Origin of the sequence: Nostoc sp. (assembly GCF_036919575.1) — a bacterium.
Taxonomy (GTDB): domain Bacteria; phylum Cyanobacteriota; class Cyanobacteriia; order Cyanobacteriales; family Nostocaceae; genus Nostoc.
In genome coordinates, this window is record NZ_JBALBY010000101.1 from 29,886 (window position 1) to 53,412 (window position 23,527).

23 protein-coding genes, 1 rRNA gene and 1 pseudogene are annotated in these 23,527 nt (G+C 42.1%); 12 read left to right on the forward strand and 13 right to left on the reverse strand.

Translation table 11 applies throughout. The features are described 5' to 3' along the window. Window positions 1-2: 2 nt before the first annotated feature. From V7K27_RS25320 to V7K27_RS25350, 7 genes are all read right to left on the reverse strand, one after another. Complete coding sequence (locus V7K27_RS25320) at window positions 3-1,613, reverse strand: alternate F1F0 ATPase, F1 subunit alpha (protein ID WP_334950981.1); 1,611 nt, start codon at window positions 1,611-1,613, stop codon at window positions 3-5. 1 nt (window position 1,614) lies between these two features. Next, window positions 1,615-2,424, reverse strand: a complete 810-nt coding sequence (locus V7K27_RS25325) for a F0F1 ATP synthase subunit B family protein (protein ID WP_334950983.1) — start codon at window positions 2,422-2,424, stop codon at window positions 1,615-1,617. A gap of 5 nt (window positions 2,425-2,429) precedes the next feature. Continuing rightward, window positions 2,430-2,738, reverse strand: coding sequence for a F0F1 ATP synthase subunit C (locus V7K27_RS25330; protein WP_334950984.1), 309 nt, complete (start codon window positions 2,736-2,738; stop codon window positions 2,430-2,432). Further along, the gene (locus V7K27_RS25335) at window positions 2,725-3,402 is read right to left on the reverse strand and encodes a F0F1 ATP synthase subunit A (protein WP_334950986.1); all 678 of its coding nucleotides are present in this window, start codon (window positions 3,400-3,402) and stop codon (window positions 2,725-2,727) included. The genes V7K27_RS25330 and V7K27_RS25335 overlap by 14 nt, the downstream gene beginning before the upstream one ends. Window positions 3,403-3,517: 115 nt before the next feature. Then, the gene (locus V7K27_RS25340) at window positions 3,518-3,844 is read right to left on the reverse strand and encodes an ATP synthase subunit I (protein ID WP_334950987.1); all 327 of its coding nucleotides are present in this window, start codon (window positions 3,842-3,844) and stop codon (window positions 3,518-3,520) included. A 682-nt stretch (window positions 3,845-4,526) separates the two neighbouring features. Beyond that, on the reverse strand, window positions 4,527-5,435 hold the full coding sequence (locus tag V7K27_RS25345) for a nucleotidyl transferase AbiEii/AbiGii toxin family protein (RefSeq protein WP_334950989.1): 909 nt from the start codon (window positions 5,433-5,435) through the stop codon (window positions 4,527-4,529). Window positions 5,436-5,618: 183 nt separating this feature from the next. After that, window positions 5,619-5,996, reverse strand: coding sequence for a hypothetical protein (locus tag V7K27_RS25350; RefSeq protein ID WP_334950990.1), 378 nt, complete (start codon window positions 5,994-5,996; stop codon window positions 5,619-5,621). A 150-nt stretch (window positions 5,997-6,146) separates the two neighbouring features. Here V7K27_RS25350 and V7K27_RS25355 point away from each other — a divergent pair, with 150 nt between their 5' ends. From V7K27_RS25355 to V7K27_RS25370, 4 genes are all read left to right on the forward strand, one after another. After that, on the forward strand, window positions 6,147-6,395 hold the full coding sequence (locus V7K27_RS25355; RefSeq protein WP_334950991.1) for a hypothetical protein: 249 nt from the start codon (window positions 6,147-6,149) through the stop codon (window positions 6,393-6,395). Continuing rightward, on the forward strand, window positions 6,382-6,747 hold the full coding sequence (locus tag V7K27_RS25360) for a type II toxin-antitoxin system PemK/MazF family toxin (protein ID WP_334950992.1): 366 nt from the start codon (window positions 6,382-6,384) through the stop codon (window positions 6,745-6,747). The genes V7K27_RS25355 and V7K27_RS25360 overlap by 14 nt, the downstream gene beginning before the upstream one ends. 105 nt (window positions 6,748-6,852) lie before the next feature. Beyond that, complete coding sequence (locus V7K27_RS25365; RefSeq protein ID WP_334950993.1) at window positions 6,853-8,019, forward strand: EcsC family protein; 1,167 nt, start codon at window positions 6,853-6,855, stop codon at window positions 8,017-8,019. A 662-nt stretch (window positions 8,020-8,681) separates the two neighbouring features. Beyond that, a complete protein-coding gene (locus tag V7K27_RS25370) occupies window positions 8,682-9,770 on the forward strand; it encodes an aromatic ring-hydroxylating dioxygenase subunit alpha (RefSeq protein ID WP_334950994.1) in 1,089 nt (362 codons plus the stop codon). An 811-nt stretch (window positions 9,771-10,581) separates the two neighbouring features. Here V7K27_RS25370 and V7K27_RS25375 read toward each other — a convergent pair. The 4 genes from V7K27_RS25375 to V7K27_RS25390 all read right to left on the reverse strand — a co-directional run bounded on the left by V7K27_RS25375 (window position 10,582) and on the right by V7K27_RS25390 (window position 13,705). Continuing rightward, a complete protein-coding gene (locus tag V7K27_RS25375; RefSeq protein ID WP_334950995.1) occupies window positions 10,582-10,884 on the reverse strand; it encodes a hypothetical protein in 303 nt (100 codons plus the stop codon). Continuing rightward, the gene (locus tag V7K27_RS25380; RefSeq protein WP_334950996.1) at window positions 10,865-11,359 is read right to left on the reverse strand and encodes a DUF3368 domain-containing protein; all 495 of its coding nucleotides are present in this window, start codon (window positions 11,357-11,359) and stop codon (window positions 10,865-10,867) included. The genes V7K27_RS25375 and V7K27_RS25380 overlap by 20 nt, the downstream gene beginning before the upstream one ends. Further along, window positions 11,356-11,601 carry a UPF0175 family protein gene (locus tag V7K27_RS25385; protein WP_292791702.1) on the reverse strand — a complete coding sequence of 82 codons (246 nt, stop codon included), beginning with the start codon at window positions 11,599-11,601 and terminating at the stop codon, window positions 11,356-11,358. Before V7K27_RS25385 ends, V7K27_RS25380 begins: the two co-directional genes overlap by 4 nt. Before the next feature lie 115 nt (window positions 11,602-11,716). Beyond that, window positions 11,717-13,705, reverse strand: coding sequence for a heavy metal translocating P-type ATPase (locus V7K27_RS25390; RefSeq protein ID WP_334950997.1), 1,989 nt, complete (start codon window positions 13,703-13,705; stop codon window positions 11,717-11,719). Window positions 13,706-13,963: 258 nt separating this feature from the next. Between V7K27_RS25390 and V7K27_RS25395 the strand changes: the two genes are divergently transcribed. Both V7K27_RS25395 and V7K27_RS25400 read left to right on the forward strand, forming a co-directional pair. After that, window positions 13,964-15,301 carry an Nramp family divalent metal transporter gene (locus tag V7K27_RS25395; protein WP_334950999.1) on the forward strand — a complete coding sequence of 446 codons (1,338 nt, stop codon included), beginning with the start codon at window positions 13,964-13,966 and terminating at the stop codon, window positions 15,299-15,301. A 293-nt stretch (window positions 15,302-15,594) separates the two neighbouring features. Beyond that, on the forward strand, window positions 15,595-15,978 hold the full coding sequence (locus V7K27_RS25400) for a hypothetical protein (RefSeq protein ID WP_334951000.1): 384 nt from the start codon (window positions 15,595-15,597) through the stop codon (window positions 15,976-15,978). A 172-nt stretch (window positions 15,979-16,150) separates the two neighbouring features. Here V7K27_RS25400 and V7K27_RS25405 read toward each other — a convergent pair whose 3' ends face one another. Next, on the reverse strand, window positions 16,151-16,372 hold the full coding sequence (locus V7K27_RS25405) for a hypothetical protein (RefSeq protein ID WP_334951001.1): 222 nt from the start codon (window positions 16,370-16,372) through the stop codon (window positions 16,151-16,153). A 340-nt stretch (window positions 16,373-16,712) separates the two neighbouring features. On the opposite strand from V7K27_RS25405, the gene pipX reads away from it, so the two are divergent. The 6 genes and pseudogenes from pipX to V7K27_RS25435 form a co-directional block, all read left to right on the forward strand. Then, entirely contained in the window at window positions 16,713-16,991 is a 279-nt protein-coding gene (pipX, locus tag V7K27_RS25410) for a transcriptional coactivator PipX (protein ID WP_196514765.1), read from the forward strand. Beyond that, window positions 16,988-17,656 carry a YggS family pyridoxal phosphate-dependent enzyme gene (locus V7K27_RS25415; protein WP_334951002.1) on the forward strand — a complete coding sequence of 223 codons (669 nt, stop codon included), beginning with the start codon at window positions 16,988-16,990 and terminating at the stop codon, window positions 17,654-17,656. The genes pipX and V7K27_RS25415 overlap by 4 nt, the downstream gene beginning before the upstream one ends. A gap of 642 nt (window positions 17,657-18,298) precedes the next feature. Next, window positions 18,299-18,898, forward strand: a complete 600-nt coding sequence (locus V7K27_RS25420; protein WP_334951003.1) for a cell division protein SepF — start codon at window positions 18,299-18,301, stop codon at window positions 18,896-18,898. Window positions 18,899-19,163: 265 nt separating this feature from the next. After that, a complete protein-coding gene (gene proC / locus V7K27_RS25425; RefSeq protein WP_334951004.1) occupies window positions 19,164-19,982 on the forward strand; it encodes a pyrroline-5-carboxylate reductase in 819 nt (272 codons plus the stop codon). Window positions 19,983-20,095: 113 nt separating this feature from the next. Beyond that, complete coding sequence (locus V7K27_RS25430) at window positions 20,096-22,771, forward strand: DEAD/DEAH box helicase (protein WP_334951005.1); 2,676 nt, start codon at window positions 20,096-20,098, stop codon at window positions 22,769-22,771. Window positions 22,772-22,836: 65 nt separating this feature from the next. Then, window positions 22,837-23,250 (forward strand): annotated as a pseudogene (locus V7K27_RS25435) (transposase); the annotation flags it as partial. 187 nt (window positions 23,251-23,437) lie between these two features. On the opposite strand, the gene rrf reads toward V7K27_RS25435, so the two are convergent. After that, window positions 23,438-23,527 (reverse strand): 5S ribosomal RNA (gene rrf / locus V7K27_RS36575); the annotation flags it as partial.

A 23,527-nucleotide genomic window follows, 5' to 3' on the forward strand; every position in this document is an offset into this window, starting at 1 on the left:
GGCTACTCCTTTATATCCTTCGGATCTTTTGTATCCTTCGGATCTTTTGTATCCTTTGGATCTTTTGTATCCTTTGGATCTTTTGTATCCTTTACAACTGTTGCAATCGCAGTTGTAGCAACCTTTAGTAAGGCATCGCGATCGGCATCCTTCAATACGGCTCCACTTTCGATTTGCAGGCAAAGATCGGCTAACTCGGTGGATATGGCTTGGGCGATCGCAAGCTCTGCAATCGCAATTTTAGTGATGGGGACGGAATCGAGCAAGCCTGCCGTCACCGAAAGCATTACAGCTATTTGCACAGCAGCCGGCATTGGCGCATATTGCTTTTGTTTGAGAATCTCACGTACCCGTCGCCCGCGTTCTAAAGTGAGGCGAGTCGATTCTTCTAAACGCGTACCAAAGCGAGAGAAAGCCTCTAGTTCTTCAAATTGAGAATAGGAAAGACGTAAATCTCCTGAAACACTGCGATAAGCAGGAAGTTGGGTTTTACCACCCACCCGCGAAACCGACTTCCCGACATCGATCGCAGGTAATACTCCCTTTTGAAAGAGGATTGGTGAAAGATAAATCTGTCCATCGGTAATCGAAATTAGATTAGTCGGGATATACGCAGCAATATTTTGTGCCTCTGTTTCAATGATTGGCAGCGCAGTTAAGGAACCACCACCTCGTTTGGCGTTTAAATGTGTAGAGCGTTCGAGTAAGCGCGAGTGAATATAAAAAATATCCCCTGGATAGGCTTCGCGTCCAGGTGGGCGGCGCATTAACAGAGAGATTTCTCGATAGGTGCGAGCATGATTGGTGAGGTCATCGTAAACGATTAGGACATCGCGCCCTTGATCTGTAAAATATTCCGCCATCGCAGTAGCAGCATAAGGAGCGACATACTGTAAGCCCGGTGGCTTTTCTGCTGCTGCCATGACGACGGTAGTGTAGGCAAACGCCTCATGCTCATTGAGGTCGGCAATTACCTTGGCAACAGCCGCACTACGCTGTCCGATCGCGCAATAGACACAGAGAATATTTTTGCCTTTTTGATTGATGATTGTATCGAGGGCAAGACCGCTTTTACCCGTTTGGCGATCGCCTAAAATCAATTCTCTCTGTCCACGTCCAATGGGAATCAGGGCATCGATCGCTTTAATTCCAGTTTGCAAAGGCACATTCACGGGGGCACGATCCATGATACTAGGGGCATCGCGTTCGGCGGGACGGCGTTGGGAAGTTCGCACCACGCCTTTACCGTCGAGGGGGCGACCGAGAGGATCGATCACTCTTCCTAACAGCGCGTCGCCCACAGGGACATCAAGCACTTTGCCAGTGCGCCGCACTTGGGTACCTGATTGGAGTTGCTCACTAGAATCAAGCAAAACTACCCCAACTTCTTCGGGATCGAGGTTAAACACTAACCCCAAACTACCGCCAGTAAAACTGACAATTTCCTCTGACTGTACATTCGGTAAACCGGCGATTTTGGCAATTCCTTGACCAATCGATTGCACAATTCCGATCTCCTGCGATCGCAATTTTGCTTCATGCTGATCGAGAACTTGACTATACAGTGCAAAAGTATCTTGCAAAACTGTCTGTAAGGTTTCTTCCTTCTTCACATCATCCCTCCTCTGAGTTCTGATTTGTTTCAGCTTCTGCTGCAAAAACCGTAACCAAATTTTCGGTGATGCTATCTAAATAAGTATCCATACTCCACGCTAGTTTGTAGCCTGTGCCGCGTAGTTCGATCCCACAAATCAGACTAGATTCAATCTCATAAGTCGGTTCGATTTTGCCTGAATCTATCGCCTTAAAGTAGTCTTGCAAAACCGTAGCGATCGCTGCACAAATATCCGGCGGTAGGGTGAAGGTACTAACCAACGTCAACGGAATGCTATCTTTTGTCGAATCAGTTAAAGTTGTCACCAGTTCGGCACGTTCTGTTTCGGTGAGATCGTGCAATTTCTGCAAAAATACCCTAACAATTTGTGTTTCTAGTTCCGACTCTGCCAAGTCTGTCAACACCCGCCGCACGGTTGCTTGTAATTGCTGCATTGTGCGATCGCCCACTTCGTGCAAAAAAGAGTCTTTCTGACCTTGCAAATTGCTTTGCCATTGCGATCGCTCCTTCGCCACTGACTCACGCATTTCCTTCAACAAGCGTTCGCGGGTTTCTTCCACTTCTGATTTTGCTTGAGTCAGCAATTCTGTCTTTTGGTCTCTGAATTGCTGTTGCATTTCCTGATAATGCTTAACCTCCTGTTCTGCTTCTTCTTTTTGTTCAGATGCCGACGACAAGCGATCGGAGATTGTCTTCTCACGGTGTGCCATTGCCTTGGTAATCGGTTTATATAAAAAGCGTTGCAGCACAAAGATCAAGACAAAAAAGTTGAGGATTTGCGCCCCGAAGGTAAACCAGTTAATCTCCACTTTATCTAGGCTCCTGCTTTGGCGATCGCACCAACCACATAGTTCCAAAATGGATTGGCAAACAGCAGAATTAGCGCAATTACAAAGCAATAAATTGCCACGGATTCGATAAATGCTAATCCCACAAATAATGTGCGGGTAATTGTATTTGCTGCGTCGGGTTGTTGGGCGATGGAACTGAGTGCTTGAGCAACAGATTTACCTTCGCCGAGGGCTGGGCCGATGGAGCCGATGGCCATAGTCAGCCCTGCCGTTAAGATTGACACAGTGCCAACAATTCCCAGTACAAGTGATAGCGATTCATTTTGAGCCATAGTCTTCATTACTCGCAGAACCAATATAAACAACTGCTAAAACCGCGAAAATATATGCCTGAATTAAGCCTGTCAACAATCCTAAAGCCTGCATAATGGCTGGAAAGAAGAATGGTGCGATCGATATTAAAATCGCCCCAATCATGCCGTCACTCATCACATTCCCAAACAAACGCACTGCTAAAGCTAAAGTCCGTGAGAGTTCACTAATTATATAAAAGGGAAATAGGATGGGAATTGGCTCTATGTAGTGGTGGAGGTATTTCCAGATTCCTGACTGACTGATACCAAAAACGGGAACGGAAAAAAATACACATATTGCCAAGGCCGCAGTGGTAGACAGTGAGGCAGTGGGCGGGTGATAACCAGGAACGATCGCTAATAAATTGGAAGTGGCAATAAAAACAAACAGGGTGCCGATAAAGGGCAAATAGCGATCGGGATTTTGTCCACTGGTTTGCTGAATTTGATCGCGTAAATTCACAACTAAGACTTCCAGCAGGTTTTGCCAGTGGGATAGCTGCGTGTCAGTGGATAGTTTGCGCGTCACCAACCAAGCACCAATGCCCAACAGTAGCATGATCATCCATGTAAATATTAAAGTGGCATTGATCGTCACAAATCCCCAATTCCAAAACACTATTTCATCTGGACTAATCTGCATTGAGTCTCCTTGACCTTGCCAATTTTAGATTTTAGATTAATCCTGTTAGAGGCTTTTCCTCAATCCCAAATTGATTGACCCGATAAAATATCACGGTTAATGTTTAATAATGTGGTCAGTTTTTTCTCAGATTTGTTGAAGTATTAAAATATGACATTTTGAAGTGTATAATGTGAGTTTCAATGATGCGATTGCGTACCCAAATAAACGCACCTAAGCAAACAATCAGATGCCAAAGTGCGTTCTCTTGGGCGATCGCTAGTACGAAAGCAAATCCGGCGATCGCGATCGCTAACCGCCCAAAAAAGCTGCCTAACGTTAATAGAATTGGGTTTTGGGTTGTAGATAATTTCTGCACCGTTGTCCACAAGCCACGAAAGTAGAGATTTCCCAGCAAAATTCCTAACAATAAAGTAACAGGTAAAAAGAAGAGGCTGTTCATATCAAATCTCCTCAGAGGCTGTTTGAAAAGTTATGCGCGCGTGAATTTTATGCCAATGTTGTTAAACAGAGTTCGGGGGTTTAATTCCCCCCTCTTGACAGGCAGAAAGTTTTGTGGCGGGGTCTGTCTTGCTTGAGTTGCTCCTCTTGGGGAGACCCCAAGACCGCAATAAGTGCGCTAAATCCCCGTTGCAAAAGTGTACTTCCGACTTCCGACTTCTTTAACAAGGTTTCACATAACTCTCCTTGTTAACTACTCTGAGGGGCTATGGCTTGATTTATTGATTGAATTGATTGATTACGATATAAATCGTTACCAAATTCAACGTGCCATTCGAGCCTTGAGGATTTGTACTCGTAGTGTCACAGTATTAGTAGTTAGATTTGCTTGCTCGTCTCAAAGAAAGTATTTCATGAACGAGTCAGCTTTTTCTATTGAATCCAAGCGAGTAAAAATTGGGAAACAGCGTAGTTTACCGCCGTAGGCATCGCTTGAGCTTCTCCTATAAGAATATGCAGAACTTCTTTTTGAAATGAGGGTTCAACGAGGTAAGAGATAAGCTCTATTCAGCTTCTTTCAGCCACTCTTCATAACCACAAACAAGCAAATTCTCCTACCAATGCTAATGCAAGATTTATCACGCGGTCAGATAATGGTAGTGATGATTGCATTTTAAATTCCTTTAATTCATAGATTCAAAGTCAACAAGAAGCCAATTTATTCCATCCATTATTATTGGAAATTTTTCTGAAGGTATGTTTAACTCCTGAAAACATTTATCTCTATATCTTTCTTTTTCAGTAAAATTAGTGATGGCTTTAACTAATGGCTTTTTTACTTCGTAGCTTTCTGAAGCTTTAGCGATTGCACGTGCGGGTATTTCGTTATTTACACGCAATATTGCTAAGTCAATCAAATCTCTAGATTGTGTACTTGAATCGTTCCATCGGTCAGCATTAGCCATTAGTTTTGATGTAAATCTATCGCTTATACTCAGACAAGGAATTTTTGTCCATTCTGGATAAACAGGAGGGTCTAAAGTAAAAATACCATTGGCTACAATTTCTACTTTAATAGTTGTTTCATTGACTACAACAGGGAAACGAATACCATATTGATTTATTGTATTGTCACCTAATTTGATATCTATTGTACTTTGAAATAATGCTACAATTCCTTCGTCGTCAATCAAATTTCTTAAATACCTGTAATTTTCAGTTCCATAAGGGAAGAGAAAATCAATATCTTTACTAAGCCTGTATTCATCATACTCTAACGCCAAGAGTGTACCACCGCCAAAGTATGCAGAAGCTTTTTTAAAAACTTCTGGATTGAAAGCATTAAGGATTTTAAGTATATTATTGTGATGGTCGAGATTAAACATTTCAAAATCCGGTAATATCCAAGAGTTATATTTTTTTGCTAAATAATGAACAAAATCCTTTTCTTCTTGTTTTAAATTTTTGAAGGTAGTTTGATGATGCCAATTGCGTTGATACAATTGAACAATTTCTTTCTCACTCATTTGATATACATTTTTTAGCTGCCAACCAATAGACTCTAGAAATGGTAGCTTTTGTGGATTGAGCATCAAATTAATTTTTAAATTTTATCTTGTAGTTAATTGTCTTAAAATATTGTCAAACCTTTCGACTATTGTTTTAGTGGTTACTAAGTTTTCTTCAGAACTTGGCAGTCATATCAAAATTCTCTCTCTAGCTTACTTATGTCCTTCCATGTTCCACAGCCAAGGAGAAGAGAACACAGTGGGGTATTATTCCACAATTATGACCGAGGCTTGACTCATTTCGTCTCTGGCCTTCAAACCAATGTCTCGACGAATACTTTGTATGACCTCTAGACCCGTGCGTTGAGTATTGGGGTTAGCTGACCACATAGCGTTGACTGCAATTTCCGATCCTTGCAAAAATGCGTGTACTGCTCCGACGAAGTAATCACCATCACGGTAGTCTAGGCGGACTAGGTAAACTCGATTTTTGTTAGGGTAGAAGGTATTTTTTAACTCACTAGCTTTTTCATAGTCGGAGTGTTCTTGAGTCAAGTAGGTAATTTTTGGTTTGTTAGGCTGACTGAATCCCCCTGATTTAGCCCAATTGGGGTCTAACTTCTTGCGCCGTTTCGCTTCTCCCATTATCGACTCCAAAGTGCTACTGAGTACTCAATGTAGTTAAATCCATCTTAATTGTCCCGGATTGGCGATGCTCTGACCGCTTTAGCATCTGCTGTCATTGTCATGCTATAATACTTTAATTTTTTTTGTTAAACAAACTCAAAACACACTATGACCAAAACAACAGTCAAACTGCAAATTCCTTTTGAATCACTCCTAGATGCCATTGCCAACCTTCCTTTAGAAGAAAAACATCAACTGTGGCAATTATTAAATGAGGAAATTAATCAAGGCGAAGGAATTTTGCTTCAAGAAGACTCTTATGATTGGGGTTCCCAAGGACAGCCAAAAAACAAACCAGTAGAATATATCTCTGGAGTTGGGCTAACAGTTGTTGGTGGCAAGGATGCTCCAACCTGATTTGCTTGAGTGTGGCGACGTAGTTATAGTGACTTTGCCTACTAGTACTCCTAGAGAACCTGAACAGCAAGGAACTCGACCTGCTGTAGTGGTCGGTATACCTTGGGGAGAAGTCCGCTATCCAATCCTAATGATTGCACCTTTAACTACCCAGAGTGGTTCTTGGGTGTTCAATAATCCCAGCTTATACCCGCGTTTGTTAGTTGGTGCTGGTAGTTTACCTCTGTCTTCTATTCTCTTACTAGATCAAACACGGGGATTAGATATAAATCGAGTTTTGGCGTATTTGGGAACACTCACCCCTGAGCAATATGTTCCTATTACTAATGGATTAACACAGTTGTTCAGATAAAAAAATAGTTAATCTTAAACTGATATTTACGTTTCTAGAGGGATGTCAAGCCACTCACTTTTTCGTTACAAGTTTAAAGAGAGAGGCTTTACAGGATGGTGTCAAATGGCAGACAAACCGCAAGAAATACAGGTGAATAAATTAGTTAATTCACCCAGAGAAACTTCAGAAGTAAAAATCCAGGCTCAATCATCAGTAGAAAATAAACCGTCTGGATTAGAGTCTTTTGTTGAAACTGTTGCTCAGACTGGCAAAGCAGTTTTAGACACAGGAGTAAGTGTGGGAGAAGCGATCGCAAAACAAACACACAAGTTAATTGAGCAAACAACTCAAACTAGCGGTCAGGCTGTGAATCACCTTAGCGAAAATTGGCTGATTAGAAAACTATCTGGAGTGTTAAATCTCAATTGGCTAATTGGTACTACTAACCTTATTGATTTGGAAAAAGCAGAAGCGGCGGTAAACAAGCTTAAGCAAAAGTATCCCAATGAATCACCCAGCCAGATTGCTCACCGAATCATGGTGGAAAAAGCAACCCAAGCAGCCACAGTTGGACTAGCAACTAGTATTTTGCCAGGACTAGCAGTGGCATTGTTTGCAATTGATTTAACAGCGACAACAAAATTGCAGTCAGAAATGCTTTATCAAATTGCATCTGTCTACGGGCTAAATTTAAAAGATCCGGCTCGTAAAGGTGAGGTTTTGGCAATCTTTGGTTTGGCTTTGGGTGGAGAGCGTCTTTTGAAAGCTGCGGGATTAGGCTTGTTGCGAAATGTGCCCTTGGCGGGTGTAGCGATCGCAGCTAGTTCAAATGCAACGATGATCTATTCATTGGGGTATGCTGCTTGTCGATTTTACGAAGCTAAACTCGATGAATCAACTTCCCTCACATCGCCACAGACACTAGCAACATTAAAAGCTGAAAGTGAGAAATATCTCGAAAGTGCGATCGCTCAACAAGCCATCATGGATCAAATTTTAGTTCACATGATCCTTGCTAGTCATCCAGAGAAGACTTGGGAACAAATTTTGCCAGAATTACAAGCTGTAAACCTCAGTTCTACCTCCTTGGATGCCATTGCCCAAAATATCAAATCACCTAAGTCTTTAGATATATTGCTCAATCAGCTAAATCGTGATTTTGCCATACCCTTGTTGACTCAGTGTTACAAAATTGCCCAACTTGACAATCAGACTACACCAGTTGAGCAAGAAATAATAGACGCGATCGCTAACAAATTTGACATTGATACAAATCCAATTCAGACATAGAGTATGGGGATGGAGCATTGAGGATCTGACTTTTCCCTCTTATCTGGAAAACCTCTCTCCAAATCTTGAAGGGCAGAGGCTTTGAATTCTCCCTCTTCCCTACTAGGGAAGCAGGGTGGTTTCATACAAAGAAAGAAAAAACTTTTAATCGAATCAGGTAGTTATTGCCACTATTGATGATCAGTGATACAGTTTTTTTGGCACTGTATTGCATCAAGGGTAAAAACGACTTGTTGACCACAAAACTCGGAAATTAATTGTCGTGCGATGTCTACGACGGCCTACGCCTACGCATCTTCACTATTTTTTTGTTTAGCATCAGTAGTTGAAATTTTTATCTAATTAGAGATTTTACTAAGTCTTAATTTTTCAAATATCTATTATGAATGAATATTAGCTTAATTTCGCTGATATTTTATTAGCTCAAAGAAACCTCACCCTGGTTCTGCTACGCAAAACCTGTCCCTCTCCTTACTAAGGAGAGGGATGTCCGTTAGGACAGGGTGAGGTTTTGTTTTAGGTAAAATTTGATGACTTGTGTGTAGACGGTAGCTGATCCGAAATGGAGAGGCTAGCTTGTCATGGTACTGAAAGTAACTGTTTTTTTAAAGTCACCATGTTAATTCTAGATTAACTGCTTCACTTCAAGTGAAACCATAAAAATGAATCTCAACTCGCAGACTTTTAGCTCAACCCGTAAACCTAAAAATTTTAATAATCCAGAGCGTTTTATTGAGGGATGGTATTGGGCAATACCTTCTCAAAATCTGCGGGTGGGTGAAGTAAAACCTGTCACGATTTTGGGCAGAGAATTAGTGATTTACCGTGGTAAAGACAAAAGAGTAGTTACCTTTGATGCCTACTGTCCACATATGGGCGCTCACCTTGCTGAAGGCAAAGTTGAGGGTAATGCACTACGTTGTTTTTTCCACCACTGGAAGTTTGATGCTGAAGGGATGTGTATTGATATCCCATGTTTAGATGCGCCGCTTTCCTTAAAGTTACAAACTTGGCCTACTGCTGAGAAATATGGAATGATTTGGGTTTGGACTGGAGAAATACCACAACAACCCCTACCTTTTGTTCCAGAGTTGGAACAAAAAGAGTGTGATGTCGCCATTCATTCTCATTTCGTAATGAACTGTCACCCCAATGTGGTGATGATTAATGCGATTGATGCTCAACACCTCAATGCAGTTCATAAACTGCCATTAGAAGTTATTTTTGAAAGACAAGAACTCAACGATAATGCTATTATCTTCAGCAATACTACGCCCATCAAAGACAATTTCTTTTTCATTAAGCTCATCCGTCTTTTCTACAAAAATGCCATAACTTACAGTATTTGCTATTGGTATGGTAGCATTGGTATTGTGACACTTGGCCCCGATTTCTTCCATGTCCACACGATGTTTGCAGTTCGCCTTCATGAAGGGGGAAAAACTGAAGGTCAAATCATGTTGATTACTAAGAAACGTAAAGGAATTTTTGGTTGGTTATGCAATCGAGTTGTGCTATGGCTGACTAAGATTGCAGGTAAGTACTTTCTCATGGGTGACATCAAGATTGTCCAAACAATCAAGTTTGATTTGAAAACTCCCATCAAGGCAGATCAATCAATCATGCAGTTTATTAACCATGTTGAAAACCAGCAATCCCTAATGTGGGGGACTTGGCAAGAAGCGCGATCGCGCGATGTGGAGAGTAAGCCCAAGCGTGAGAGATGGCAAGATACAATGAGTAATGATTAGTATCATGTCTATATAGCTATAATCCCGTCAAACTGTTTGGTCAATTAAACTGACACGAAATCATAGCATTGTCAACTATCTTTGTAACTAATGAATCGGTTGTAGGGGCGTATAGTTACACGCCCTTATCAATGTAGGTGTAAGCTGTTGCGTATTTAATTTGTATATTGGACGCGCTCATGTTGCCCGCACTACAATATTTTTGGGTTTTCGTGTTATACAATTTAGCTGCACATCAACTTAGCAGGTATTTTGTCAAATAGTATAACAATTATTGAAGAAGAATTCAGAAGTCAGAATTCAGGAGCGGAGCCGGAGACGCTCTACGGCTTGGCGTCATGGGACCGGCGCAGGAATTGTTGCACCACAAAACTAGAATTTTTGGTGGGGGTGCAAAAACGCCGATTATTCATCCGCTTTTTCGTTCAGAATACCTAACATGAATTCTGACGACTGGCGCCAATATTGCTGTTCGATAAAAGTTAAAAGTTCAACGAAATTACTTTTAATTTTTAATTTATTACTGGGCTACGAGATTAATAAAAAGAAGTGGCAAAGCCACTTCCTAATTCCCAGGTAGAACCTAAGTCATGAGTATAACGACTACAAAAAATTGAAATAGTATAAACAAATACCAATTAGCTGAATATCTCTGTTTTTCTTGTAGTCTGGGTTAGGAAATCCTGATTTACATCAGCCAAATAACTGTATATTTACATACAGCAGATTTCAAGGAAAGTGAAGTACACAATGATTCGTCTCAAAGCCTGTTTTACTTCTGAATTCTGAATTCTGAATTCTGTTGTAAGTCTCATGATTGCAATGAAGACTCAATTTTATCCAGTTCATCGCTAAGATGTGCCAGTTTTGTCTTTTCATCAAGAAGCTGCTGTTCTAATTGAAACTTGACTGCCGTACCAGCCTCTATTGCTACAGCTTTCTTTATCTGCTTAAACTTCTCGCTGGGGATGTCAAATTCTGCCTGAAGTGCGCCTAGTTTTTGTTGCGATCGCCTTCGCTGTCTAGCAGTTAAATTAGTGGTGTGTAAATGTGAAACTGCTTGTCGCCAGACATCACATTTGATTTGTATGCTATTAATATTCTCCTGCTGCATTCAAAATATCAGTATAAAGCTCAATGCTGACTCGAAAACCCGCTTCAGTCATTAAATCATCTATAACTGGTTTGACAATAGCAATTAAACCTCTATGTTTAGCTACCAAAAGAATCCCTAATAATCCGGTAATTGGGACTCCTAATTTAGCCGCTTCTCTTCTACCAAGCCGTTCGTCAATAAGTAACTCGTCTGCATTAAGTTCGAGCGCCAGGGCTATTGCTTCCGATTCACCTAAATCAAGTCTTTGCTCATTTTGAAGCCTTGCAACTACTTCTTGATCAGTAGCTCGTCGAATTTCAATCCAATCCAAAGAAAGTACGGCTGTTACTCGTTCATCTTCATCACTTGTGTTTGCTAATTCATTAGCAACTGCTTCAGGAATTATTACTGTGTTGTATATCTCTCGCAAAAGAGATATATACCCAACTATGGCTAAACTGCTCAATGGTGACGTGTCACTGACTACAATCATAGCCAGCCTTTTTCACGTAAGTGCTGGAGGTCTTCTTCAAATTCAGCCACATCATAGTGTATGCAAATACCGCGATTAGCTAGTAATTTTTGAAATTTTAGTTGATTCATTCCAACTAATTTGCTGGCTTTACCGATGCTAATTTTATCTTGCTGAAAAAGCAAAATTACGATTTCCTGCCATAATTCCTCTTCTGAAAGACCACTAATTTTAAGAAGTTCGTCTGGAATAACCAAGCTCATAGAAGTTTCATTAACTCATGATTGCATCGTAGCACTATCCATTTATGGTAGAGTATTCACCAATTCTGTATTTTGACGCCTCGGCGGAGCTTTTCCCTTGCTCCGCGCTCCTGATTTATTTCATCGCTCTAGTTGCGTTTAAAATTGCAAGTATTGCTACTCCGACATCAGCAAAAACAGCTTCCCACATTGTCGCTATACCTAAAATACCCAATACAATAAATACACCTTTAATTGCTAAAGCAAACCCAATATTTTGCCAAACAATTTGCCTTGTTTTTCTGGCTATTTGTATTGCTTCTGCCACTTTTAACGGTGCATCTGTCATAATCACAATATCGGCAGTTTCGATCGCTGCATCTGAGCCTAAGCCGCCCATTGCCATACCAACATCTGCTCTAGCAATCACTGGCGCATCATTAATGCCATCCCCAACAAAGACAACTTTACCATGCTTGCCGGCGGTGCTAATTAATTTTTCAATGGCATTAACTTTTTCTTCAGGTAATAACTCTGCTTCATAGGTATCTATGCCAAGCTGTTGAGCAATCCGGGAAGCGATCGCTTGATTATCTCCTGTCAACATTACTGTTCTCTCTACACCCATTTGCTTGAGTGTTTGAATAGCAAGTCTGGCATCTTCTTTTAGTTCATCAGCAATGACTATATATCCAGCGTAAATGTCATCAACTGCTACATGAATAACTGTTCCGTCTAACTCGCAATTATCATGAGCAATCTTCTCTCTATGTAATAGGCGATCGCTTCCCGCTATCACTACCCTATTTTCAATCTTGGCTCTAATTCCATAACCTGCGATCTCTTCATAATCTTTCACCTCAAATTCATCGATTTTTCCACCATAAGCCTTGCGGATAGATTGAGCGATCGGATGATTTGAATGCGATTCTACTTGGGCAGCTAATTGTAGCAATTCTTGTTCATTCCAGCCATTTAAAGGTACTATCTTTACTACTTTGAATACCCCTTTGGTTAACGTTCCAGTTTTATCAAAAACTACTGTATTAACTGCATTTAAAGTATCTAAAAAAGTAGAGCCTTTAACCAAAATACCACGTCTAGCTGCACCTCCCACACCTCCAAAGTAACCTAATGGAATACTGATAACCAGTCCACACGGACACGAGATAACTAATAAAATTAGGGCGCGATACACCCATTCTGAAGAAGTTGCACCTGAAATGAATAAAGGAGGTAATAGTGCAACTGCTAGAGATGTAAAAACTACTATTGGTGTATAATATCTGGCAAATTTAGTAATAAATTTTTCGGTTTCTGCTTTTTTACTTTTGGCATTTTGCACCAAGTCTAAAATCTTAGCAATGGAAGATTCATTAAAAAGTTTTGTGACTCTAATGCTGAGAACACCCATTTTGTTGATCATCCCAGCCAAAACTGTTTCTCCCAGCCTCACTGTTCGCGGCACAGATTCTCCAGTTAGTGCAGATGTATCAACTTGCGAATTACCATCTATAATTTCGCCATCTAAGGGAATCTTTTCTCCGGGTTTGACGACGATAATATCCCCAATATTTACTGTTTCTGGCGATACTTTCTTGAGTTCTCCCTCTGTTTGAATATTGGCATAATCTGGGCGTACTTCCAATAAAGCTTTAATAGAATTACGGGAACGACTAACGGCAATATCTTGGAACAATTCCCCAATTTTATAAAATAACATGACTCCGACAGCTTCGGGTAATTTATGAATTGCGATCGCCCCTACTGTCGCTACTGTCATCAAAAATGTCTCATCAAATACTCTACCTCTGAGTATATTCCGCCCAGCAGTTTTTAAAACACTCCATCCACTTAATAAATAGGCAGGAATGAAAAGCAGATATTCACCTATTGAGTAAAGTGTATTGTGTAATTGATTTTCAAAAATTACACCAGGCGCATATAAACTTAAAATCACTACCAAGGGCAATACCTCATTTTTCAGATTGAATTCTCCACCGTGGTCGTGATTGTGGTCATGGTTATGATTCTCATCATGAGTATGATCATGGTTATGATTCTCGTGATGATCGTGTTCACAGTGGGAACAATCTGAAGATTCTGAATGTACTTTTTGCTTCATTTTATCTGTTAAGGCTAGTAAGTTATTTGATATATGAGCCTGTTCTCAAATGTAATGAAAAAAAGAAGTTTTTACAAGTTGAGAATTTAAGAACGAGAATCTATATCAATACAAAATTTAGGTTTATTGTTGAATCTTTCTACTAATATTTAGCCATATTTAGCGAATATTAAGATTTGTAACCTTATCAAGGTAGCTATTCTTGTCAGTTTTTTCAGAAATTATGACAGAATTATGAAAAATTGAGAGTGTAAACAAATGCCCTTTCCAGAAAACCCAGACAGGAAGCCCAGCCTACCTGAACTTCACCGCAGCATTAAAATTCCTAACACCAAAAGCATCTGGCGCAAGATGCTGGCTTATGCAGGGCCAGGATATCTCGTATCTGTAGGGTATATGGACCCTGGTAACTGGGCGACTGATTTAGCTGGCGGGGCTAAATTTGGTTATGCGCTGCTAACGGTGATTATGCTTTCCAACTTGATGGCGATTTTAATGCAATCGTTGTGTGTGCGGTTGGGAGTAGCAACGGGGCGAGATTTAGCGCAGGCTTGTCGAGATCACTTCAATCCGCGTGTCAACTTTGGGTTATGGGTACTTTGTGAGATAGCGATCGCCGCTTGTGACTTAGCGGAAGTTTTGGGAAGTGCGATCGCGCTGCAACTGCTTTTTGGCATTCCCTTGAGTTTGGGCGTGTGTATAACAGCCCTAGATGTATTTGTATTGTTACTGCTACAAAACAAAGGCTTTCGCTATACAGAAGCTTTGGTAATCTTGTTAGTAGCAACTGTAGGCATCTGCTTTGCAGCAGAAATCATCTTTTCACGTCCTGATTTGGGAGGAGTTTTATTAGGATATGTTCCCAAAATAGAAATTGTGCAGAACCCAGAAATGCTCTACATTGCTATTGGTATTTTGGGGGCAACAGTGATGCCACACAACCTGTATTTGCACTCATCAATCGTACAGACACGGGATTGGGAATCAACATCCCAAAAGAAATGGGAAGCTATTAAGTTTAGCACAATCGATTGTACAGTTGCTTTATGTTTCGCCTTGTTTATCAACTCAGCAATTTTGATTATTGCTGCTGCCACTTTTCATTTTTCTGGTTATCAGGATGTTGCAGAAATTCAAGATGCTTATAAATTGCTCTCTCCCTTATTGGGTGTGAATGCCGCCAGCGCAATTTTTGGATTGGCATTACTTGCTTCCGGGCAAAGTTCAACCCTTACCGCCACCTTAGCAGGGCAGATTGTCATGGAAGGCTTTTTGAATCTGCGTCTGAAACCTTGGTTACGTAGGTTATCAACTAGATTAATTGCCATTATCCCAGCATTAATTTCAATTATGCTTTTGGGAGAAAAGAGTACAGGTAGCTTACTAATTTTTAGCCAAGTGATTTTGAGTTTACAGCTATCATTTGCCGTCGTACCATTGGTGATGTTTACAAGTAATAAATCCTTAATGGGTGAGTTTGTCAATCCTTGGTGGTTGCAGATTTTATCGTGGTTAGTAGCGATTATTATCGGCAGTTTAAATGCTTGGCTGTTATTGCAAACTATTTCAAGCTGGCTGTTTACGAGTCCTAGCTAGAATGTTTACTCCGACTTCTCTGTGCAGCGCTGCTTCACCGCTACGCGTCTACGCAGACTTTAACCAGGTAAGTAGATTAACCTAATTAAACATAAAACGCTCAGGACATGGCGAAAAGTCTGGGTTCTCGGTATTATGTTTATTTATACCCACCTAATTTTCGATCTATCTGTGTAGATATGGAACTTTTTTGGGTAACAAGTGTCAATCTAGCTATTCTCAGTAAAAATTCACTTGAAGTTTGAAAGTGAATCGAATACCCTAAGCTAGTAGACAATTTTCTCAAGGAATTTATGAACAAAAAAATTATCCTGAATTTGCTTTCCACCTCCTCAATTTTTGTGTCGCTGATGTCTACCCTGGCAGTATTTCATCCTGCCCATGCTAGTAGTAGTATTACTCAGCGATTAATGCACACCCAAGACGGTCGTACCTGTATCACGAACCCACATGGTGGAACAGATTTTGTGTGCATTCGAGATTCAGAGAGAAAGCAACCGTATACCTCATCTACACGTTCCTCAACCATTGTCACATCAGTATCAGATCAGAATGTTGCCATGTTGAATTTTACCGACGAGGAAAGTGATGCTGCAATTAAGTTATTTAAATGTGACTGTCCATTGTGTATAAATTCTTTGCGTCAGTTACGCGGTACTGGAAACTTGGTGTACTAAGATTGAAGAGGGCTGATAGCGACTATAACTTCTGTTAGATAAACGTGATTAATCACGTATAGAAGATATACGAAACCAAAAAAGCATTTTTAACTAGATACCACTACTATTATTTGGTCAAATCTAAATTCATTGTTGGGGCGGTTTGTAGCACTACTCCAAACCCCTCAAATTAATGTTGACGAAGAGGACGCACAGATGGACAGACACTCTTACGCAAAGAAATAATCAATAGAGGATAGTAAGGATAGTTTTCTTTTGTGTACCTACTCCCCATTCCCCACTCCCCATTCCCCATTCCCCACTCCCCATTCAGAATTTTGCGCCATTGGGCGACATTTGTGGCAATATAGAAAGAAGTTAAAAAGTTCGCTGTTGCCGTTGGGAACTTCAAAGGGTGTTTTTCCTTGCCACGCTGAACTTTCGACAAGAGGATCAGGACTATTTTGTGCCTTCTCCCTACAGATTGATAAATTGAAGTCACCAAAGCAGATGGTAATGTTTATCAATCAGCCTCTACTCTGTCAATCTACGCTTCGCGGCTTCTGTTGTACCATTTCGCCTCACTACCACTAGCTTCATCTGCCCATTAAGAACTAGATCAAGGTCTTCGTAACCGCAGTTTTGTATTTTAAGCAAATATTCTGACGAATGTTGGTATTATCGTCTGAATGTTTGGAATTCACTGCGAAAAGATATACATACTCCCACCTTGACTACACCTTGACTCTTAAATGAATTCAGAAAACGCAGAAACTTACATAAACCATCCAACTTGGGGGTTACTCTACAAAATCTGTATGGTTGATGAGAACCAGGATTTGTTCACCACGCTTTATGCCCAGCGCTTATTTTTTTTGGTCGCAAATGACGTTAAAGGTGTTAAATTCCAGTCTCTAGGACGTACTGAGGCTAGAATGATGTTGGAAAATCGCTTACGTACTCTGCGGCGCAGTGGACAATCTCAAGAGTACGATCAGCTTCAGAGTGTTTTCCAACGCACCTTCCAATGAGCAGTTCGATTTACGAACGTATTGTTTCCATTCGCTCCTCACTGCCAACTTCAGTCCGATTGATTGCTGTTAGCAAGCAAGTTTCTGCCCAGGCCATTCGGTCTGCATACTCCGCAGGAATTCGTGATTTTGGGGAGAGTCGTATTCAAGAAGCCGCCAGCAAACAAGCCGAGTTGCAAGACTTACCGGATATTACCTGGCACTTTATTGGACATTTGCAAGGCAATAAAGCCAAAAAAGCCATCGAACAATTCCCTTGGATTCACTCCGTGGATAATTTGAAGCTGGCACAGCGTTTAGATCAATTGGCACAACAGCTAGGAGTGAGTCCCCAGGTTTGCCTACAAGTGAAAATTCTTCCTGATCCCAACAAGTCTGGTTGGAGTGTAGCAGAATTGTTGGCTGATTTACCCACACTCAATCAATACAAAAATTTACAAATTCAAGGTTTGATGACAATTCCCCCTTCAGGATTAAATGATTCCGAAATTTTAAGTGTGTTTAATCTCAATCGTGAACTGGCAAAAGAAATCCAGGAGCAAAACTGGTCGCACATTAAAATGCAGCACCTGTCTATGGGTATGTCAGGCGACTACGAACTAGCAGTGCAAGCAGGCGCAACGATGGTACGATTAGGAACCATATTGTTTGGCGATCGCTCTTAGGGATTTCCAACAAATAAAAAACTCCATCCCCTTGTGGGTGGAGTTTTTAGTCATTTGTCATTTGTCATTTGTCATTAGTACCAATGACCAATGACTAATGACTAATGACTAAATCGGCGGGCGGCTATCCCGGACACCCCTTGAAGGGGTGGGATTCCCGCCGATTTTCTTTGATTTGGCATTAGTCCAGGTCGGTGGACTTCGCTTGCGTAGTAGCGAATTATATTCGCGCAATACTTTTAAAAGATCGCTCTTAGCCTATTGTTCATCAACCTTGCAGGGCAGTATTAATAGAAGCTCAAAATTTGATCGCAAGAATTTTGTAAGAGACTGGTGCAATTGGAAACAAAGGATATAGTATTGACAAGAGTAATCGCCAAGGGAAAATGGGGTATAAACAACTTTCCTTCGGACAAACCTTAGGATATAATGTTGACCCCAAATGATGTTTAGGCGATGCACAGACCTTTCCAAGAAGTGTCAGTTCATCGCCAAAACCCGTAGTATAGGCTACAAATAGCAATAGATTTGCTGAAGTATCCACCGATGTAGCGTAGTTTACCGCCGTAGGCATCGCTCCTAGTTCAATCAATCTTAAGCCAAGTCAATGCAGGCTATTCGCATCAGGAGAGTACACACACAATGAACAATATCTTTTCCAAACTCAGAGACTTTGTGGGTCTAAATGAGCAAGTGGAATATGAGTATTACGAAGAAGAGCCAGAAACAGATAATAATTACCAAAATCTGTATCAGCAAGAAAATCCCCAACCAGCACCACAAGAGAGTACAGCCTCTCAAAATCGACGCTGGCGGGAACCAGTGCCTACAATGGGAGATGATATAGCAGCAGGTTCAAAGCCAATGGGGAATGTGATTGGTATGCCAGGAGCAATTAACGGAATTTCGGAAGTTTTAGTACTCGAACCACGCACCTTTGAAGAAATGCCCCAGGCAATTCAAGCGCTGCGAGAACGCAAGTCAGTGGTATTAAATCTGACAATCATGGACCCAGATCAAGCTCAACGAGCAGTAGATTTTGTTGCGGGTGGTACTTACGCACTAGATGGACATCAAGAGCGCATTGGCGAGAGCATCTTTTTGTTTACGCCAAGCTGTGTGCAAGTTAGCACCCAAGGTGGTGTTCTTCATGAAGTACCACAACCGCCAGCACGTCCCTCTCGTCCTACAGGTTCTTCAAATCAAACCTGGGGCAACGAAACTAACCGGATGGCACAATAACAATTCAAAATTCCAAATTCACGCATTCAAAATTGTTCGCGCAGCGTCTCGTAGAGAAGAGAGTTTCAGTCGGGGTTTAAATCCCCGTCTGAAACTAAATCTACATATAGGCTAACGCGAGTGCGTCTCCAAGATTTGGGGTCTTAAACCCTTTGATTTACGATAAAGTTAAATTAGTTGTTAGTCCTTTGTCATTTGTCCTGGGTTTTGAGAATAGTGACAAATGGCAAATGACGAATGACGAATGACGAATGACTAATAATCAATGACTATAAAATTTGGTTTAATTGGTGGCGGGGTAATGGGAGAAGCGCTCTTATCCCGCCTTATTGCGCGTGGAATTTATCAATCATCAGAAGTCATCGTTAGCGAACCGCTATCTTCACGCCTAGATTTTTTAAAACAGCAATACGATATTGCTGTGACAACGGATAATAGCCAGCTTTTCAGCCAAGCAAAAGAAGTTGTTTTTTTGGCAGTGAAACCACAGGTGTTTAGTGCGATCGCTCAAGAACTAGCAGATATTGATATTCTTAATAGAGAACACTCACCGTTAATCATTTCCATCTTAGCGGGTGTAACTTTAAGTCAGTTAGAAGCTGCATTTGTGCAATTGCCAGTGATTAGAGCAATGCCCAACACCCCAGCAACAGTGGGAGCGGGAATTACTGCGATTTGTTCAGGTGCATACACCAGCCGCAAGCACCACCAAATAGCACAGCAAGTTTTTTCTGCTGTGGGGGAAGTAGTGGAAGTGTCAGAAGCGCTGATGGATGCAGTCACAGGGCTATCTGGTAGCGGACCGGCTTACGTGGCACTGTTAGTAGAAGCACTTGCTGATGGCGGAGTAGCCGCAGGTTTACCTAGAGCAATTGCTAATCAACTAGCCTTGCAAACTGTACTTGGAACAGCGAAACTGTTGCAGGAAACCAAACTGCACCCAGCAGAACTCAAAGATCGTGTTACCAGTCCCGGTGGTACAACTATTGCGGGGATTGCCAAGCTAGAACAGGCAGGATTTCGTTCAGCTTTAATTGAAGCAGTCAAAGCTGCCACAGAGCGATCGCAAGAACTGGGAAAATAATAAAGAGTCATTAGTCATTGGTCATTGGTCATTTGCAAAAGACAAATGACTAATAACGAAGTTGACAAAAGACTCGTTAGTATAGTAAACAATCTGGTTGCAAATGTGATTGAGTGAATTATTCTGCACCGTCTCCAGAACTTGACTTAGGGACTATATTTCCCTTTGAACTGGATCAGTTTCAAAAAGAAGCGATCGCGTCCCTAAACGCCGGACGCTCCGTAGTCGTATGTGCGCCGACAGGTTCGGGCAAAACATTAGTCGGGGAATACGCCATTTATCGCGCCCTAGTGCGAGGAAAACGTGTATTTTATACGACTCCCCTGAAGGCGCTGTCGAATCAAAAATTACGTGACTTTCGAGAAAAATTTGGTTTTGATCAAGTCGGACTGTTAACTGGAGATGCTTCCATTAACAGGGATGCACCGATTTTGGTGATGACCACCGAAATTTTCCGAAATATGCTCTATGGCACACCCATTGGACAAATCGGCATCTCATTAGTAGACGTTGAAGCGGTGATACTTGATGAGTGCCACTACATGAACGATCGCCAGCGCGGTACAGTTTGGGAAGAATCAATCATCTATTGTCCCCGTGAAGTCCAACTGGCAGCCCTCTCAGCAACCGTTGCCAACAGCGATCAACTCACCGACTGGCTAAATCGCGTCCACGGCCCAACTGACCTAATTTACTCCGATTTTCGTCCAGTCCCCTTGGAATTTCACTTTTGCAATCCCAAAGGGTTATTTCCCCTGCTGAATGATAGCAAAACCAAAATTAACCCCCGCCTTCAGAAGAAGAAGGGGAGAGGGGGAGAAAGGGAGAAGGGGAGAAGTGGTAGACCAGAGGCTCCTGGCATCATTTATACCTTGAGCCAGTTAGAGCAACGGGATATGCTGCCAGCGATTTACTTTATCTTCAGCCGCCGTGGATGTGATAAAGCGGTGGCGGAAGTGGGTGATTTATGGCTGGTAAATAGTGAAGAGTCCCAAATTTTACGGGAACAGATTGATGACTTTTTAGCCCGCAATCCCGATGCCGGGCGTTCTGGACAAATTGCACCCCTGTACCGGGGAATTGCTGCCCACCACGCTGGGATTTTGCCTGCTTGGAAAGCACTGGTAGAAGAACTATTTCAGCAAGGGCTGATTAAAGTAGTATTCGCCACCGAGACACTGGCGGCGGGAATTAATATGCCCGCCCGGACAACAGTAATTTCCACCCTTTCCAAGCGTACCGACACTGGACACCGCCTGTTGAACGCTTCCGAATTTTTGCAAATGGCGGGACGGGCAGGCCGCCGGGGGATGGATAAACAAGGTCATGTAGTGACAGTCCAAACTCCCTTTGAAGGAGCCAAAGAAGCGGCATATTTGGGAACATCCAAGCCAGACCCGCTAGTTAGCCAGTTTACGCCCAGTTATGGCATGGTACTCAATTTGCTGCAAACCCACACCCTAGAGCAAACCAGGGAACTGATAGAACGTAGTTTTGGGCAGTACATGGCCACCTTGCATTTAAGACCAGAATACGATGAGATTGCCGAGCTGCAAACACAATTAGCTCAACTTCATGAGCAAATCGTCGCAGTTGATGAAAATGAACTGGCTGTTTATGAGAAATTGCGGCAACGCCTGAAAGTGGAACGCCAGATATTGAAAACCTTGCAAGAGCAAGCGCAGTCAGATCGCCAAGAAGAATTGGGGATGATGTTGGACTTTGCAGTGTCAGGGACTCTGTTAAGTCTCAAGGGCAAAAATATCACAGTTTCTTCACCCGTAACCGCAGTGTTAGTGGGAAAATCGCCTGGTTCGGGTCAAGCTCCTTACTTGGTATGCTTGGGACATGATAATCGCTGGTATGTAGCAACGACAGGGGATGTAGTCGATTTGTATGCCGAACTGCCGCGAGTTGAGGTGTCACCTGATGTACTACCGCCGCCAGAGATGCCTTTGAAACCAGGACAGTCGCGCCGTGGCAATGAAGAAACATTTGCGATCGCCACGCGTATTCCCAATCCAATAGAATCTTTGCATCTGGCACCAGAAGTAGCAGAACAACTCAGTCGCCTTACCGCCGTCCAAGAGCAATTAGAAGCTCATCCCCTACATGAATCAGGCAATGCGGCAACGCTTTTCAAGCGCCGCGCCCGCTATGTCGAACTAGAAGCCGAACTTGAACAGTTGCAAGGGCAAGTAGAGCAACAGTCACAACGTCATTGGGAAGAGTTTTTGAATTTAATTTCAATTCTGCAACACTTTGGGGGTTTGGATAACTTAGTCCCCACAGTATTAGGGCGAATCGCTGCCGCGATTCGAGGCGAGAATGAATTGTGGCTGGGTTTAGTATTCGCTAGTGGTGAATTGGGCAACTTAGATCCGCAGCATTTAGCAGCAGCAGCAGCAGCTTTGGTGATGGAAACACCTCGTCCAGATAGCAAGGTTAACTTTGACCTCAGTAATGAAGTGACAGAAGCCTTGAAAAAATTGCAGGGAATTCGCCGCCAAATGTTCCAACTACAACGGCGCTATAACGTAGCGTTGCCTATATGGTTGGAGTTTGAGTTAATTGCCATAGTAGAACAATGGGCGCTAGGAATGGAGTGGACAGAACTCTGCGAGAACACCACCTTGGATGAAGGCGATGTGGTGAGAATTTTACGGCGGACGTTGGATTTATTATCGCAAATACCCCACGTTCCCCATTTGCCAGACTCTTTCCAACGCAATGCCTATCGGGCGATGCAGTTGATTGATAGATTCCCTGTGAATGAGGTAGTTGAATGAACAGGACAATTTGAGTTGTTCGCACAAGTTGCATAACAGCATTCAGGTGAGCGGGGCTTCCAGTTTGGTTATGGTTGTATGCTTTTGTACATCCGCAAACCGGAGAAACTTATTGGTGGATTCTTCCTGACGTCAATACAGAATTGTTTAATCAGGTTTTAGCCGATTTTGCTCAGGAATTTGGCTTAGGTGCTAATAAACGCATCCTTTTAGCTGTTGACCGAGCCGGATGGCATAGCAGCAAGAGTTTAGAGATTCCCGAAGGGCTACATTTAACATTTTTGCCATCTCACTCACCTGAATTACAGCCCGCAGAAAGGTTGTGGACTGTGGTAGACGAACCAATTGCTAATCAATCTTTTGAGACACTCCATGATTTAGAGGACGTTTTATTTCATCGGTGTCAATATTTACTCCAACAGCCAGATTTAATCCGTGGCTTAACGGGTTTCCATTCGTGGCTTCAAACTGGCGCTTAATCGTAAGTCATTACCCGGACATGATATCACCTATAAATCAGCCTCTGCAAAAACTGTACCTTTTGTCAACTACTTCTACTGGACTGGCTCTCTAGAGCATCGATATTTTACCCATGCCCAAAGTTCAGGATAAACTAAAACCCCCAAGCTGTGATGTCAGCTTGAGGGTTTTAGTTGAAATTATGAATCCTGGCATCGAGCTATTTTTGCGTAGGGCTACCCCTAAACTATCGTGGCCGCAGCAGCGTTTCACCTCTGAGTTCGGGAAGGGTTCAGT